General features: G+C 75.4%; 12 protein-coding genes. 5 read left to right on the forward strand and 7 right to left on the reverse strand.

Features of this window, described 5'->3' with window-relative positions; all coding sequences use genetic code 11:
- The first annotated feature begins 169 nt into the window (after window positions 1-169).
- On the forward strand, window positions 170-3,082 hold the full coding sequence (locus O7628_RS11930) for an AAA family ATPase (protein ID WP_278130365.1): 2,913 nt from the start codon (window positions 170-172) through the stop codon (window positions 3,080-3,082).
- On the opposite strand, the gene O7628_RS11935 is transcribed toward O7628_RS11930, so the two are convergent.
- The 3 genes from O7628_RS11935 to O7628_RS11945 all read right to left on the reverse strand — a co-directional run bounded on the left by O7628_RS11935 (window position 3,069) and on the right by O7628_RS11945 (window position 7,031).
- On the reverse strand, window positions 3,069-3,659 hold the full coding sequence (locus O7628_RS11935) for a flavin reductase family protein (protein ID WP_278130367.1): 591 nt from the start codon (window positions 3,657-3,659) through the stop codon (window positions 3,069-3,071). The two genes, O7628_RS11930 and O7628_RS11935, sit on opposite strands and share 14 nt — an antisense overlap.
- Complete coding sequence (locus tag O7628_RS11940; RefSeq protein WP_278130368.1) at window positions 3,656-5,767, reverse strand: tetratricopeptide repeat protein; 2,112 nt, start codon at window positions 5,765-5,767, stop codon at window positions 3,656-3,658. The genes O7628_RS11935 and O7628_RS11940 overlap by 4 nt, the downstream gene beginning before the upstream one ends.
- Window positions 5,768-5,840: 73 nt before the next feature.
- Window positions 5,841-7,031 (reverse strand): hypothetical protein, encoded by a 1,191-nt coding sequence (locus tag O7628_RS11945; RefSeq protein ID WP_278130370.1) that lies wholly within the window; start codon window positions 7,029-7,031, stop codon window positions 5,841-5,843.
- A gap of 355 nt (window positions 7,032-7,386) precedes the next feature.
- Here O7628_RS11945 and O7628_RS11950 point away from each other — a divergent pair, with 355 nt between their 5' ends.
- Both O7628_RS11950 and O7628_RS11955 read left to right on the forward strand, forming a co-directional pair.
- A complete protein-coding gene (locus O7628_RS11950; protein ID WP_278130372.1) occupies window positions 7,387-7,992 on the forward strand; it encodes a flavoprotein in 606 nt (201 codons plus the stop codon).
- Between the two features lie 132 nt (window positions 7,993-8,124).
- Entirely contained in the window at window positions 8,125-8,556 is a 432-nt protein-coding gene (locus tag O7628_RS11955; protein ID WP_278130374.1) for a hypothetical protein, read from the forward strand.
- Between the two features lie 50 nt (window positions 8,557-8,606).
- On the opposite strand, the gene O7628_RS11960 is transcribed toward O7628_RS11955, so the two are convergent.
- Window positions 8,607-9,299: a hypothetical protein gene (locus O7628_RS11960; protein WP_278130375.1), complete on the reverse strand. Its 693-nt coding sequence runs from the start codon at window positions 9,297-9,299 to the stop codon at window positions 8,607-8,609.
- Window positions 9,300-9,337: 38 nt separating this feature from the next.
- Window positions 9,338-9,844, reverse strand: coding sequence for a sigma-70 family RNA polymerase sigma factor (locus tag O7628_RS11965; protein ID WP_278130376.1), 507 nt, complete (start codon window positions 9,842-9,844; stop codon window positions 9,338-9,340).
- A 160-nt stretch (window positions 9,845-10,004) separates the two neighbouring features.
- On the opposite strand from O7628_RS11965, the gene fdhD reads away from it, so the two are divergent.
- Together fdhD and O7628_RS11975 are read left to right on the forward strand one after the other, a co-directional pair.
- On the forward strand, window positions 10,005-10,886 hold the full coding sequence (gene fdhD / locus O7628_RS11970; RefSeq protein WP_278130377.1) for a formate dehydrogenase accessory sulfurtransferase FdhD: 882 nt from the start codon (window positions 10,005-10,007) through the stop codon (window positions 10,884-10,886).
- A gap of 153 nt (window positions 10,887-11,039) precedes the next feature.
- Window positions 11,040-12,401 carry a helix-turn-helix domain-containing protein gene (locus O7628_RS11975; protein WP_278130378.1) on the forward strand — a complete coding sequence of 454 codons (1,362 nt, stop codon included), beginning with the start codon at window positions 11,040-11,042 and terminating at the stop codon, window positions 12,399-12,401.
- 253 nt (window positions 12,402-12,654) lie between these two features.
- Here O7628_RS11975 and O7628_RS11980 read toward each other — a convergent pair whose 3' ends face one another.
- Window positions 12,655-14,154 carry a cellulose binding domain-containing protein gene (locus tag O7628_RS11980; protein WP_278130379.1) on the reverse strand — a complete coding sequence of 500 codons (1,500 nt, stop codon included), beginning with the start codon at window positions 14,152-14,154 and terminating at the stop codon, window positions 12,655-12,657.
- Window positions 14,155-14,434: 280 nt separating this feature from the next.
- Window positions 14,435-15,475: a DUF4192 domain-containing protein gene (locus O7628_RS11985; protein ID WP_278130381.1), complete on the reverse strand. Its 1,041-nt coding sequence runs from the start codon at window positions 15,473-15,475 to the stop codon at window positions 14,435-14,437.
- Between the last annotated feature and the right edge of the window lie 13 nt (window positions 15,476-15,488).

A 15,488-nucleotide genomic window follows, 5' to 3' on the forward strand; every position in this document is an offset into this window, starting at 1 on the left:
CGAAGCGCCGGAGGTCGATCCGGCGGGCCTGTAAATCTTGTTACTTACTTCCTAGAGTGACGACTCAGGAACGTTACGTTCCGATGTCCGCCCCACTCCTCGGGTCCGGCCGGTCACGACCGCTCCTTCAGCCGGGCGGGACGTTCTTCGAGGTGGACGGAAGGTGCACATGTCAGCAGGTGACCACCACCCGGAGCTGCCCGTGTTGGTCGGCCGGGACTCCGAGCGTGCGCTGCTGCGCGAGGCGCTGGAGCAGGCCCGCGCGGGTTGCGGCGGAGCGATCTTCCTGGTCGGCGGCGACGGCCTGGGGAAGTCCCGGCTGACGTTGGAGGCGACGCACCACGGGCGGCAGGCCGGCATGGCGGTGCTGTTGGGCCGCGCCGGCTCGACCGGCCGGGCCGTGGCGCTGCGCCCCCTGACCGAGGCGCTCGCCCCCCTGTCCCGCACCGAGCCCGTCCTCGAACACGCGAGCCTGCGGCCCTACCGGTCCGCCCTCGGCCGGCTCATCCCCGTGGACCTGGCGGCGGATGCGGCGGGTTCCCCGTCGCCCGTGCTGCTCGCCGAGGCGGTGCTGCGGCTGCTCTCGGTCACGGGGGCCGGGCGGGGCTGCCTGCTCGCCCTGGAGGATCTGCACGACACCGACCCGGCGACCCTGGCCGTGGTGGAGTACCTGGCCGACAACCTCGCCGACCAGGGCACGCTGCTGCTGGCCACCCTCCGCGCCGAGCCGGGGCCGGCGTGGGACCTGGCGCAGGCCCTGGGCCGACGGTACAGCGGCACGGTCCTGCGCCTCGGACCGCTGGGCCGGCACGCCGTACGCCTGCTGGTGGCGTCCCGGCTGGGCCTCGACGCCGAGCGGATAGCGGAGCCGGTCCTCGACCGGCTCTGCCGCGACAGCGCCGGCAACCCGTTCCTGGCTGCGGAGCTGCTCCGCGCCATGCTGGACAGCGGCAACCTGGTGGTGCAGGCCGACGGGTGCCGGCTGGTCGACGGCGTACGCACCGAGGTGCCGACGACCGTGCGGCGCAGCGTCACCGACCAGGCCGAACGACTCGGCCCCGCCGGGCGGCACCTGCTCACCGCCGCGGCCGTGATCGGCGAGCGGTTCCCGGTCTCCGTGCTCGGCCTGGCGCTGAAGATGGGGCAGGACGACCTGCTCGGGCACCTGCGCGCGGCGGTCACGGCCGGCCTCGTCACCGCCGAGGGCGGCGACCACGACTGGTACGCGTTCCGAACCACCACCACCGCCGTCGCCCTGCTCGGCCAGCTCACCCCCACCGACCAGGCCGCTCTCGCGGATCAGGCGGTGGACGCGGTGAACGAGCTGCACCCGGGCCTACCCGGGGAGTGGTGCCGGTTCACGGCCAGGCTCACCCGGCTGGCGGGCGACGTGCCGGGCGCCGTACGGCTGCTCGCCCTCGCAGGCCGTCGGGACCTCAACGCCGGGCGGCTCGGGTCGGCCGCCGCGACCCTCGACGAAGCGTGGCGGCTGGCGACGGCGGGGGTCGACGTCGCACTGCGCGCCGACGTGCTGCACGAGCTGCTGTGCGCGCTGCTGGAGAGCGGCGAGGCCGGGCGCGGGCTGCGGCTGCTCGACAGCCTCGACGACCTGTGCCACCCGGCGGTCCCGCCCGAGCGGCTGGCGGCCGTGCACGTCCTGTTCGCCAGGCTCGCCCTGCTCGCCGGGCGGCGCGCCGACGCCGCCGCGCAGCTCGAATCCGCCCGGACGCTGCTCGGTCCCGGCGCGTCGGAGCGGCAGACCGCGCCGGTCGACGCCGTCGCCGCACACCTGGGCCTGGACGCCCCGGGGCGGGCCACCCGGCTCGCCACGCGCGCCGCCGCGGCGGCGGAGAGCGCCGGGCTGCCCGGCGTCGCCTGCCTCGGCTGGCAGGCGCGGGGCGTGCTGGCCCGCCGGACCGGGCCGGAGGCGGCCCAGCCCTGCTTCGCCCGGATGCGCCGGATCGCCGAGCGGCACCACCTGCCGCTGTGGCGCACCCGGGCCGCCGTCCTGCTCGCCGAGCAGCGGTGGCTGCTGACCGGGGACGCCGACGGGCTGGCCCGCGGCGCGGAACGGGCCCGGCAGCTCGGTGCCCACGCGCTGCGCCACGCGGTCGAGGTCCGGCTCGCCTGGGACCTCGCCCTGCGGGCCGAGTACGCCGGGGCCGAGCGGCTCGTCGGGGAGTGCGCGGCCGAGGCGCAGCGGCTCGGGCTGGGCGAGTCCGGGCCGCTGCTGTCGCTCGTCCGGGCCGTCTGCGCGGGGCACCGCGGGCGACGGCACGAGCTGGACGCGGTGCTGGCGGGCCTACCGGGCGACGGCGGGGAGGCGGCGGCCCTCGCGTACGGCATGGCCGGGGCGGTGTGCGCGCTGCTGGAGGAGGACCCGGTGCGGGCGCGCCGGGAGCTGGACCGGGCGGCGGCGTACGACGCCGGCTGTCCCGCGCCCTATCCGCTCGCCGGCCAGCACGGGCTGGCCCTGCTGCTGGCCGTGCTGCGCGGCGACGCCGACGGGGTGCGTCGCGGCGACGCCGGTGGCACGCCCGCCGGGCGGCTGCACTGGAACCGGCAGTTCGCCCTGCTGGCGAGGGCGGTGCTGCTGGGTCGTCGGGGCGACCGGGAGGCCGCCGGCGCGACGGTGGCGGCCCTCCGCCGGGCCCCTGCCCACCCGGTCGCGCTCCACCTCGGGCTGCGGCTCGTCGCACCCTGCGCGCACGCCGACCGGTGGGGTGAGCCGGTCGACTGGCTGCGCGGCGCGGAGGAGTACTTCCGGCTGGCGGGGGTGCCGGCGCCGGCCCGCGCCTGCCGGGCCCAGCTACGCGACCTCGGGGTGGTGGTGCCGCACCGGCGCACCGGGAGCCGGGTCCCGCAGCCGCTGCGGATGATCGGCGTGACCGAGCGGGAGTACGAGGTCCTCCAGCTGATGGCGGACTGGTCCGACAACCGGCGCATCGCCAGCGAGCTGTTCATCTCGCCGCGCACCGTGGAGAAGCACGTGGCGAGCCTGATCGCCAAGACCGAGCAGGCCAACCGGGCGGCGCTGAGCCGCTACGCCGCCCGGGTCCGCGAGCAGGTCAGGCCGGACTGACCGTCCGGTAACGGCCGCCGAGGAAGACGGCGGGGTCGGCGTCGCCCGTGGCCTCGCACCAGTACGGGGCGCCGAGCACCAGCACGTGGTCGGCGGCGGCGATCAGCTGGGTCACCGCGCACACGGCCGCCGCCATCGCCCCGTCGAGCAGCGGCATCCCGTCGAGGGCACGGTGCGCCACCCCGGCGAACCGGTCCTCGACGACGCCGGTGGCGAACCGGTCGGCCAGCGCGCGCTGCCGGCGGCCCAGCAGGTTCACCGCGAAACCGCCCTCGGCGGTGATCGCCGCGAGGGTGCGGCTGGTCCGGGCCAGCGAGACGAGGAGCAGCGGCGGACGCAGGGACACGGACGTGAACGCGTTCACGGTGCAGCCGACGGGGTGCCCGGCCGCGCGACTGGTGACCACCGCCACGCCGGTGGCCCAGTTCCGCATGAACTCGCGCAGCTCCGGCCCACCGACCGGGACGGCCTGGTCCGGCCCCGGGCCGACCGGAGCGGCCCGGTCCGGCCCCGGGCCGCCGGAGGGGACGGCCCGGTCCCGTTCGGTCGTCGCGCGGTGGGGGACCGTGGTGGTCATCGCGCGCCGGCCAGGTCCGGCCGCCCGGCCGCCCCGCCGGGCCCGCCGGCGATGGTCCCGTCGAGTTCCGCCTGGCAGCGGGCGCGCCGGCCGATCAGCTCCGCCCGGTCCGCGCCGGGCAGCTCCAGGGCCCGGTCGTAGTCGGCGACCGCCTCCGCCCACCGGCCGGCCGCCTCGTGGACGAACCCCCGGTTGTAGAGCAGGTCCGGATTGTCGCCGTCCGCCGCGAGCGCGGCCGTCAGGTCGGCGACGGCCCTGCCGTGGTCCCCGCCGTCGAACGCGAGGGCGGCCCGGCTGGCCAGCGCGGCGACCAGCCCCGGGTCGGCCGCCAGCGCCTCGTCGAGGTAGCGGCGGGCGTCCGCCTCCGCCCCGTCGGCCAGCGCCAGCACGCCCCGCAGGTGCAGCAGCCGGGCCTCTGCGGGGTGCCGCCGCAGCCCCTCCTCGACGTGCGGGCGGGCGGCGTCGACGGCCCCGTCGTCGAGCAGCAGGCTGACCAGGTTCACCCGGGCGTCGAGCTGGTCGGGCTCCAGCTCCACCACGTAGCCGAAGTCGGCGATCGCCCCGGGCAGGTCGCCCAGCTCGGCCTTGAGGTCGGCCCGGTTGTAGTACAGCTCGAAGAACGGCGGCGACAGGCTGATCGCCGTGTCGCAGTCGGCCACCGCGCCGGTGAGGTCGCCGAGCCGCCGCCGCACGTCGGCCCGGTCGAAGTAGTAGTCGGCGTAGTTCGGGTCCAGCTCGATGACCCGGGTCAGGTCGACCAGGGCCTCCTCCAGCCGGCCCAGGGCCAGGTACGCCTTGCCCCGGTTGTGCACGAGCACCGAGCGGTGCAGCCGGTGCTTGTCCCCGGGCAGCTCCCGGTCGAGCCGGTCGAGCCCGTCGTCGACCAGCCGCAGCGCCGCCGCCACCCGGCCGAGCCGCATCTCGATCAGCGCCAGCCCGTTGTTCTGGAACACCGAGTGGAAGGCGCGCTTCTGCGGGTCGGGCAGGAGCGAGGCGATCGCGATGGAGTTGTTGATGTAGCCCCGGGCCAGGTGGTGATCCTTCAGCTCCTCGGGATGAAAACGGGTGTAGAGCATGGCCAGCGCGTACCCGGTGGACATCTGCAACTCGGGGTCCGCGTAGCGGCTGCGCAGGTCGAGGTAGGTCGGTTCCGCCTCGACGGTGCGGCCGAGCACCACCATCGCCGAGCTCGCCCGCGTGCTGAGCAGCCAGAACCGCTCCATCTGCGTGTCCGGGTCGACGATCGCCCGGCCGCGGGTCCCGTAGTCGATCACCGCGTGGTAGTAGCCCAGCGCGCCGCAGTGCCGTGCCGCCTCGTACAACGCCTCCGCGCCGGCCCCGGCGGGGTCGTTGCCCCGCTCCAGGTGCCAGGGGATCGCGCCGAGCTCCAGGCTCCACTCGCCCCGCGCACGCAGCAGCGCGGCGCGCGCGTCGTGCAGCGCCGTCCGCGCCTGCGGGTCGGCCCGCCGGTACGCGGCCGACTCCGCCGGGTCGGTGGAGGTGCCGTCGGCGTCGACGTACGCCCGCAGTAGCTCCTCCGGCCCGCGCCCGGCCGGGCCGGCGGCCCGGGGCAGCTCCGGCAGCCGGTCGGCGTACCGGTCGAGGGCGCCGGTCAGCTCGGGCTCCAGCGGTGCGCCGTCGGTGCCGACGAGCACCCGCACCACGTCGGGTCGCACCCGTCGCAGGAAGATGGCCAGGAACTCCTGGTCGGTGGGGTCCGCCTGGTCCACCCGGTCGAACGCGAGCCGCAGCGGGAGGCGGCCGGCGCGGGTGGCGTGGCCGGCGAGGAACTCCGTCGCGCCGTGCGCCAGCCGGCGGGTGCGGTTGGCCGGGTAGATCCGGGTCCGCTCCTCGGGCACCGCCAGCGAGGTGAGCGTCTCGGGGGCCGCGTCGAGCGTCCCACGCAGCTCCGGGGCGGCCGACAGGATCTCGGTCAGGTGCCGCTGCACGAGGTCGGGCCAACGTTCGTACGCCTGCGGCACGAGCTGCCGCAGCACGCTGCCGAGCCCGGTGTAGGGGCCACGCAGGCCCCGGTGGCAGTCGACCGCGAGATCGACCTGCTCGCCGTCGACCGACGCCGGCCCGATCCGCCATTGGTGTGCAGTCATGCCGTTGCTCCTCGCTTGGGTGGGGCATTGGTTCGCGGTGGGGTGTCGGAGGGGAGGCGGCCGGGCGGGGCCGTCAGCGGGCCGGCGTCGGCTCCGTGGCGGGGGCGGCCCGCCGTCGGGTACGCCCGGCGAGCAGCGGCAGCAGCACGATCTCGAACGTGACCAGCAGCAGCGAGCCGACCGAGTCCCAGAAGCCGGGGCCGGTGGGCGAGCCGTGCGCCAGGGCGGTGAAGACCCGGGAGGCGAACTCCAGCACCAGCGGCGCGGTCCACAGCGTGACGGTGATCAGCAGCGCCGCCACTCCCCCGCAGGTGATCAGCGCGAACCAGGGGGCGAGCTGCCGGTCGCGCGGGGACCAGTCGTCGTCGGCCAGGTCCGCCCGGCGCACCCCGGGCAGCCAGGCGAGCCGGTCGCGCAGCCAGGCGCGGCTCACCTCGTCCAGGTTGGTGCAGCCCAGCGCCGTGGTCGCCACGTAGTACAGGTCGGTGCGCAGGAAGACGTAACACTGCCAGGACATCCGCAGGAGCACCGTGTACGCCACCGCCAGCGCGAGCCGTCCCGGCCAGGACAGGCCGTCGGACAGGCCGGCCCAGGCCACGAGCACCAGCGCGCCGAAGAGCACCGCGTCGGCCAGCAGCCCGGCCAGCATCGGCAGGTAGCGCTGCCGGGCCGGCACGGTGAGCAGGGCGTCCAGCTCGGTTTCGACCACCGCGTAGTAGAGCCGGCGGCCGACCCGCAGCTTCGTCGGCAGGCCGAGCCGGCGGGCGGCGAGCAGGTGGTACCACTCGTGCCACAGGATCGCCGGTGACTGGCACAGGGCCAGCCCGAGCTGCACGGCCAGCAGCGACGGGACGAAGAAGACGTTCGAGGCGTGCGGCCGCAGCTCCGGCCGGGACACCATGGCCACGGCGGCGGCGACCACGATCAGCGCGTACGCGGCCCAGGCCGGCGGGGAGAAGGCGGCCCGGCCGAGCCGGCGGAAGCGTACGTCCGGCGCGGTGGCCGGCGGTTCCCCGTCGGCGCGGACGAAGCCGAGTTCGCGCAGCGTGTCGACGAAGTCGGCCATGTCGACGGGCTCGCCGAAGGTGTGCCGGTACCACTGCTCGGCCTCACCGACCGGCATCCCGTCGGCGAGCCGGCGCAGCAGCGCGACACCGTCCTCGGGCAGCAGGGCGAAGGACGCGGCGTCGACCCGGCCGACCGTCACCCCGTCCCGCTCCGGCACGTAGGTGAGCGGATGGAACTCCAGGCGGGTGCTTGACATCGCTCCTCCAGCGCGTGGACCGGGCCTTACGGGTGGGGCCTCCCCGGGGGTGGACCGGCGACGGCCGTCCCGGCTCGGGGGCCGGGACGGCCGGACCGGTCAGCAGCAGTCGGTGCAGTACAGCGGCGCCGACGTGGTGAGCTTGATGGAGCCCGTCTTGCGGATCGTGATCTTCTTCATTCCCGTTCACCTCCTCGGCCGGCTGGTCGTTGGGGCGGCCGGCTGAGGACGAACCTGCCAGCCGGGCATGCCCGGCGGCATGGGGGACGGCCCCCAAACTCCCGCCTGTGGGCGGGGGCGAAGATGGGGTCGTTCCCCCATGTCGCCGGCGTCCCCGCGCCGCGACGCTGTCCGGATGCGAGACGACGCGCTTTCGGTGATCATCTGCGGCTCCAGCGCCGCCATGGCCACCTCCGGTTACCTCTCCTGGCTGCGCCAGGAGATCGACCTGCCGCTGCGGGTGCTGCTCACCGCCAGCGCCGAGCGGTTCGTGCAGCCCCAGGTCGCCGCCTGGTACGCGGACGAGGTGTACGCCAGCGGCGACCCCGCGCTGAACCCGACCGAGTTCGCCCGGCGCTCGCTCGGCATCGTGGTCCTGCCGGCGACCGCCGGCACGATCGCCGCCGCGGCGCTCGGCCTCGCCGGCACCCCCGCGCAGACCGCCCTGCTGGCCAGCGAACGCCCGGCGATCTTCTTCCCGAGCATGAACAGGTCGATGTGGACGAAGAAGACCACCCAGGGGCACGTGGAGACGCTGCGCGACGGGGGCCACACCGTCGTCGAACCGCAGGAGCGGGTGATCTTCGAGCTGTGGCGACGCGAGAACGCGGTAGGCATCGCCATGCCCCCGCCGGACGCGGTCGCCGAACTCGTGGCGAGCTGGTTGGAGAGCGTCCTGGCCGGTGAGGCCGAGGCCCTCTCCGGTGAGGCGGAGGAACCGACCGGCAACCAAAATCATTAGGAAAAGTCAATGTAAAATGCGCGTCCCACCGAAATCGGACACCCCGCTAGGCTCCAGCCTCAGTTCCATCTCCATCGGAGCCGAGAGGGGATACACATGGGAGTCACCCGGATGGCCGTGCGATCCACGGCCGTGGCAAGCACCGTTCTCGGGCTGAGCCTGGCGACGGCCGGCCCCGCCGCGGCCACGGAAGCCGGCTCCTGGCGTGCCTACGGCAACACCAACCCGATCACCTCCAGCCCCAGCACGTGGCACTGCGCCAGCACCAAGACGGTGGTCACCGACGTGCTCGCGCAGGTCTGCGCGATCAGGTCCTCGGGCGGAGGAGCCGTCCAGGCGGCGGTCATCGTGCGCAACAACCGCTCCAGCCTCTACTCCGTGACAGCGGCGATGGACCTGTACACCTCCTCGGGCGGCTACCTGGGCGACTGGGTCTGCTCGTCGTCGGGGGTCGGGGCGAACTCGTGGTCGGTCTGCTTCGGGCGGACCCTCACCCAGAGCGGTCCGGTCAACTCGGTCGGAGCGGCCAACGGTGTGAGCCTCGGCAAGTCACCGAACGTCTGACCCGAACCCCGAGGTCCGTCGAGGCGCTGGCCGCCGTGCAGGCTGGTGGATCAGCCGCCCACGGTCTGCGCCTCGGCGGTGACGGTGACGCCCTCCGCGAAGCGGACGATCTGGTCGTCGCCGAGGCCCAGCGCCGCCGGGACCTGCACCAGGACCTGCCGTCCCGAGGCGTCCGGGAAGATCAGCCACCGGATGTCCGACAGCTTGCCCTTCGCCTCCCACGGGAAGCCGAGCTGACCCGCCCTGCCGTTGACCTCGACCCGCGTCACGGGCGCGCCCTCGGGAAGCCGGGACAGGCTCTGCAGGGAGACCGCGATGCTGCCCTGGAGGCTGACGGCGCGCCCGGGGCCGGGCGGGGCCGTGGGCTGGCCGGGCGGCGTCACCACGAACATGCTCCGGTCCGACGAGACCACCTGCCAGCCCTGCGGCACGGTGCTCACCTTGAAGCCGACCGGCTGGGCGCCGGTGTAGGCGACGAGTCGCAGCCGGACCGCCTGCGTCCCCGTCGGGGCGGGCCCGTGCGCGGCCGTGGTGGTGGGCGTGGCCCCGCCGAACTGCCCCACGCCCACCACGGCGACGGCGACGGCGGCCACGGCGACGCCGGACCACGCGAAGCGCTGCCGCCGGCGGCGGGTCAGGGCCCGGTGCCCCCGGGCCACGTCCCCGGCGACCACGTCCGGGTCGGTCCGGTCGGGCGTGACGGCACCCGGCAGGGTCCGCAGGACGTCCATGACGTCTGACATGTCGGTAACTCCTTCGTTCAGTCGGATCAGGGGTCGGATCAGGCGTAGTCGTACGTGTGCGTGGGGAGGAGCCGCCGTAGCCGCTCCAGCCCCCGGGCGCTCTGGCTCTTGACGTTGCCCTCGCTGCACCGCATCGCGTCGGCGGCCTCGGTGACGCTGAGCCCCTCGACGTACCGCAGCACCACCGCCGCCCGCATGCCCGCCGGCAGGGTGGCCAGCAACGCCAGGACCCTCGCCTCGTCGCCGCCCGGCTCTTCGCCGGCGACGACGTCGGGCAGCTGCGCGTGCACCCGCTCCCGCCGGTGGAACAGGCTGCGGCGCTCGTCCGTCGCCGCGTTCACGACACACCGCCGGGCGTACGCGTACGCGGTGTCCGGCCGCACCCTCGGCCACGCCAGATACAGCCGGGTCAGCGCCGTCTGCACCACGTCCTCGGCCTTGGCCAGGTCACCGGAGACCAACAGCGTCGCCACGCGCACCAGTGCGGCGCGCCGGGCTGTCACGAACTCGGTGAACTCGCGATCCCGTTCGGAAGGCCGCTTCACAGGCCACCCACCTCTTCCCGTCCCCGCTTGCCACTCGGACACCCCTGCTACGGGATCGCCGCCGGATCCGTTGCATCCCCGGCGACAAGCCTCGCCGCCACGGCCGGCGGCAGCCAGGGTCCGCGCCTCGCCACGGCGGCCGGTCGGGCAGGATGGCGGGATGGGACGGGCGACTGACCGGCGGAACGTGCTGCGGATCGACCTCGACGCCGCCGAGCCGGCCCGCGTCGCGACCCGGCGGCCGGACAGCCTCTCCGTCGAGGAGCCGTTGGAGATCCGGGTCGGGCCGGGTGGGCCGGGGCGGCGGCGGCCGCTGGCGGTCACCATGCGCACCCCGGGCGACGACCTGGACCTGGCGATCGGCTTCCTGCTCACCGAGGGGCTGATCCGCGGCGACGCGGACGTGCGCACCGCCCAGCTCTGCGCCGGCCCGGACACCCCGAACACGTACAACGTGGTCGACGTGGTGCTCGCCCCCGGCGTGCCCGAGCCGGCCGCCGACCCGACCCGCAACTTCTACACCACCAGCTCCTGCGGGGTCTGCGGCAAGGCCAGCATCGACGCGGTGCGCACCCGTTCCCCGTACGTCGTCGCGGACGACCCGCTCGCCGTGCCGGCCGCCCTGCTGGCCGAGCTGCCGGAGCGGCTGCGCGCCGCCCAGCGTCACTTCGACCGCACCGGCGGGCTGCACGCGGCCGGCCTGTTCACCGGCGACGGGGAACTGGTGGTGTTGCGCGAGGACGTCGGCCGGCACAACGCCGTCGACAAGGTCGTCGGGTGGGCCGTCCGGCAGGGCCGCCTGCCGCTGGCCGGGCACCTGCTGCTGGTCTCCGGGCGGGCGAGCTTCGAGCTAACCCAGAAGGCGTGGATGGCCGGGGTGCCGCTGCTCGCGGCGGTCTCCGCCCCCAGCACCCTGGCCGGCGACCTGGCCGAGGAGGCGGGCATGACCCTCGTCGGCTTCCTGCGCGGCCGGACCATGAACGTCTACACGGGCGCCCACCGCATCGGGCCGCCGGGGCAGGCCGACGCCGGCAGGGCCTGACCGGCATCGCCGGCGTCGGCCGGTTACTCACCGGTTGTTATGGCGATGCTCACGCCACTGTGGATACCGCCGCGCCAAAGCACCGTGCCACGATCGACACACGCTCAGTGAGCGCGGACGTGTCAACGGCTGTGGGGGGACATGCGCGTCGGCATGCAACATCGAGCTGGTTTCGGGCAGTGGCTCCGGGCGCTGCGGGGCACCCGCGGCCTGACCCAGGAGGAGCTGGCCGAGGCGTCCGGCTCCAGCGTCCGCACCATCCGGGAGATGGAACGCGGCCGGGTCCGGACGCCCCAGCGTCGTACGGTCGCGCTGCTCGCCGACGCGCTCGGCCTCGCGGGCGTGGACCGCGACCGCTTCGTCGGTCTGGCCCGCGCCGGCCACCGCCCGCCACCCGGCCCCGGGGGCGTCGCCGCGTCCCCGGTGGTCCCCTCGGAGCTGCCCGCCGCCGTGCCGAGCCTCGTCGGCAGGCAGGCCGAGCTCGCCGTGCTGGCCCAACTCACCAGCGGGGTCACCGACGGCAGCGCCACCACCGCCTCCGTCGTCGTGCTGCACGGCCCGCCCGGCACCGGCAAGAGCACCCTCGCCGTCGCCGCCGGGCACCGCCTCGGCGCCGCGTTCACCGACGGCCAGCTCTTCCTCGACCTGCACGGCACCGCGCCCACCCACACCGGGCCCACCAACGGGGCATTCACCGACGGCACATCCGCCGGTGGGGCGTCCGCTGGCGGGGCGTTCACCGGTGCCGCGCTCGCCGGCAGCGTCGACCCGGCCGAGGCGCTGGCCGGGCTGCTGCGCTCGCTCGGCGTGCCCGAGGAGGCCATCCCCGGGCCGCCGGAACAGCGGGGCCGGCTGTTCCGCACCCTCACCCGCGACCGGCGGCTGCTGATCGTGGCGGACGACGCCGCCGACGAGGCACAGGTACGCCCGCTGCTGCCGGCCGCGCGGCACTGCCTGACCCTGGTCACCAGCCGGCGACCGCTCACCGGGCTCACCGGGGCCGTCCGCGTCACCGTCGGGCTGCTCGCCCCGGACGCCGCCTGGCGGCTACTCGCCTCGATCACCGGCGAGGACCGCTTGGCCGCCGACCCGACGGGCACGGCCGAGCTGGTCGAGCTCTGCGGCCGGCTGCCGCTGGCGATCCGGGTCGCCGGAAACCGGCTGGCCAGCCGGCCGGGCTGGCCCGTCGCCCAGCTCGTCGCCCAGCTCGCCGACCCGCGCCGCCGGTTGACCGCGCTGACCGCCGGGGACCTCGACATCCGGGCGGCGTTCGACGTGTCGTACCGCCGGCTCGGCGCGACGGTCGCCGGGGTCTTCCGGCGGGCGTCCCTCGTGCCGGGGACGGAGTTCGACGCCGGCCTACTCGCCGCCGTCACGCGCGTCGACGTCGAGAGCGCGGCGGCCGCAGCCGAGGATCTGGTCGACGCCGGCCTGCTGCTGCCCCGCGGCGACCGGTACGCCTTCCACGGCCTGACCCGCATCTACGCCCGCGAACTCCTCGCGCTGGAGGAGTAAGGAAGGGCCCCCTGTTAACGCCTGAGGTAGAGAAGGGCCCCCTTCTCACGCCCGGGCGGCCGGGGCGCGCGGGCGGAGGCGGCGCGCGCTGGCGGGGGCGGCGCAGCGGGCGGTTCGGCGCGGACGGGGGCGGCGCGGACGGGGGCGGCGCGGACGGGGGCGGTTCGGTGCGGAGGGTTCGGCGTGGCCGGCAGAACGGTGGGTCCCACCGGGTGCCCGCCCGGTGGGACCCACCCGTGGTGGGTAGCTGGGGTCAGGAGCAGGTGGCGCCGTTCAGGGTGAACGGGGCCGGGTTGGTGGCGGACCCGCTAGCCGTGAAGCCGAAGCTCACCGAGCCACCGGACGGGATCGTCGCGTTGTGGTTCTCGTTGGTGACCGTCACGGACGCGCCCGTCTGCTGGAAGACGCCGTTCCAGTGCCCCTGCACGACCTGGCTCCCGCCGAACGTCCAGCCGACGTTCCAGCCGGTGACCTGCGGGCCGTCGTTGTAGACGGTGACTGCCGCCTCGTACCCGGTGCCCCAGGAGTTGACGACGGTGAAGGACACCCGGCAGGTGGCGGCCGTCCCGGTGACCGGCACGATGTCGCCGAAGTCGTCCCGGGCGGTGGCGAAGTCCTGGAAGCCGAAACCGGGGCCCGCCGAACGGGTCGTGGTGCCGGCGGCCAGGACGGTGCCGTTGGCGTTGACGGCGTACACCGGGCCGCCGCTGTCCCCACTGCGGGCCGACTCGTCGCCGTCGAGCTGGGTGGCCTCGACCAGGTCCTCCCGGTCGTCGTAGTGGAACTGCACCTCAAGGTTGCAGACCGGGACGCCGATCTCCCAGGCCGACGTCGCGCCGGACTGGCAGAGGAGCTGGCCGGGGAACACCTCGGTCCAGCCGACCACCCGGGCCTTCACCTCGTCGTTCGAGCCGCCCACGTAGAGCCAGCCGCCGGCCGACGCGGTGCCGATGAGCATCGTGTCGTGGTCGGCGTTCTTGTGGGTCTGCACGCCGATCGGCTCGCCCAGGCCGTCGCTCCACTGCGACCCCACCGAGCCGCAGTGCCCGGCGCTGAGCAGGTGGTTGGTGCCGGTTGCCACCTCGCGCACACCGAAGCCGACGGTGCAGCCTGCGCCCGAGTCGTTCCAGATCCGGGCCCCGCCGTTCCACGGCGCGGAGTCGTCCTCGCGGGAGCGGGGAACCAGCCGGTCCCGCTCGACGATCGTGGTGCGCACCCCGGTCGCCGGCAGCTTCGGCAGCGCCGCGTCGGCGTCGTCGACGGCGATCTCGATGCCCGAACCGTCGGTACGCAACCGCACGTCGTACGCCGAGTCGCCCGCGTCGCCATCCACCACGGGCGCGACCCGCGCGGCTGCGGCGGCCAGCTCGGTCCTGGCGTACGTCGCCTTGGCGACCTCGACCGGCGCGATCCGGCGGGCGACGGCGACGGCCGAGGCGACGTCGGCCGGGAGGCCACCCTTCCACCAGAGCGTGACGTGGTCGCCGACCAGCCCGATCCCGGCGTACCCGCGTGCCGGGCCCCGCTCCACGGCGGCCCGCAGCCCGGTCGCGGCGTCGACCAGCGGCACCTGCGCGACCATCCGGTCCCGGGTGCCGCCCGGGATCAGGTCGAGGATCGTCGTGCCCTCCGCGCCGGGAGCGGGGGCGGCCTGCGCGGGGGCGGGGGCCGCCCCCGGACCGGCCAGCGCCGTGGCACCGGCGAGGACCCCTGCGGCGAGGACGCGGGAGGTCACCTTCCAGGTTCGTTTCATGACTGAGAGTCAACCCACGGTGGTACGCCCGAACCAGGCAGGACGCCCGGCAGGAGGCTCCTGCCGCCCGTCCTGCCGGCCGCCTCCCCGGCTCACCCGACGAGCACTTTCATGATCGTCTGTCGTTTTCGGACACTCCCGCCGGCGCGTCGTCTCACCTTTCAGCAGACGATCAAGGACCCGTCGCAGGCGACGACACAGTCAGGAGGGACCGGCGCGCCAACTCCACCAGCAGGCCAGCGAACACGACGGGCGGGCCGACCAGCACCCGCCTGAAGGATCAGGGACCACGGCGACGTCGACGGCGACGGAGCACCCCCGGGGGCCGGCTCGCCGGCCAGCCGTCGAGCCGCGACGGCGGCACCCCGCGGCGCAGCAGGTCGTCGAGGAGCAGGCCGAGCGAGTAGCTCGGGTGCGCCTCCAGCACCCGTTCCAGCGCCACCGCCGCGAGCGCCCCCTGCCCCGCCCGCCAGCAGGCGAAGGCGAGCAGCGAGCCCGGGGCGGCGATCAGATCCCGCTCGGCCCGGCGCAGGACGTCCGTCCAGAGGGCGATGTCCCGGTCCCGCCCGTCGGTGCGTTCCCAGGCGTGGTCGCGGACGGGCAGGTGGGTCAGCAGCAGGGTCAACCAGGCCACCTCGTCGTCGGTGAGCCGCTCGCCCCGGCGACTCGCCCGCAGGGCGGCACGGACGGCGTCGATGCCGGCCCGGCGCAACGCCCGGCCGCCGAGCAGGTCGGCCTCGCCGGCTGCGGTGATCAGAGCGTCCAGCTTGCGGTCGGCGCGGTCGACCGCGTGACGCATCGCCACCCGCGCGGGCCCGCCGAACGGGGCCACCTGCGCGGTCAGGGCCGCCCGGTCGGGCAGTGCCACCTGGCCGGCGAAGACGGCCGCCGCGCTGACCTCGCTGGTGCCGGTGTCGTACGGGGTGCCGTCGGGCGGGCAGCAGGCCAGATCGTCGCACAGGTACGACCAGTATCGGCCGCCGGTGACCCGCAGCGCGTCGAGGACGGCCAGCCCCGCCTCGGCCAGCGAGTCGCGTACCGCGTCGACGGCCGGGGTGACCCCCGACGCGTCGCCGTAGCCGAGCACGGTGGCGGACTCGGCCCCCTGCCGGGCGATCACGCCGGCCAGGTGAACGGCGGGGTCCAGCGGGTCGTCGCCGGGACCGGGCAGGTCGGCGCGGGCGGCGAAGACGATCCGCCGGCCCTGCAGGGCGACCACCACCACGCTGTCGGCGGGGTGGAAGCCGAGCAGGTAGGGCACGGCGGCGATGAGGTCGGCGGGGGACCGGACGGTGAGCCGGGCGGGGTCGGTACGGGTCATGCAGGCAGCGTGG

Source organism: Micromonospora sp. WMMD956 (genome assembly GCF_029626125.1).
GTDB classification, from domain to species: Bacteria; Actinomycetota; Actinomycetes; order Mycobacteriales; family Micromonosporaceae; genus Micromonospora; species Micromonospora carbonacea.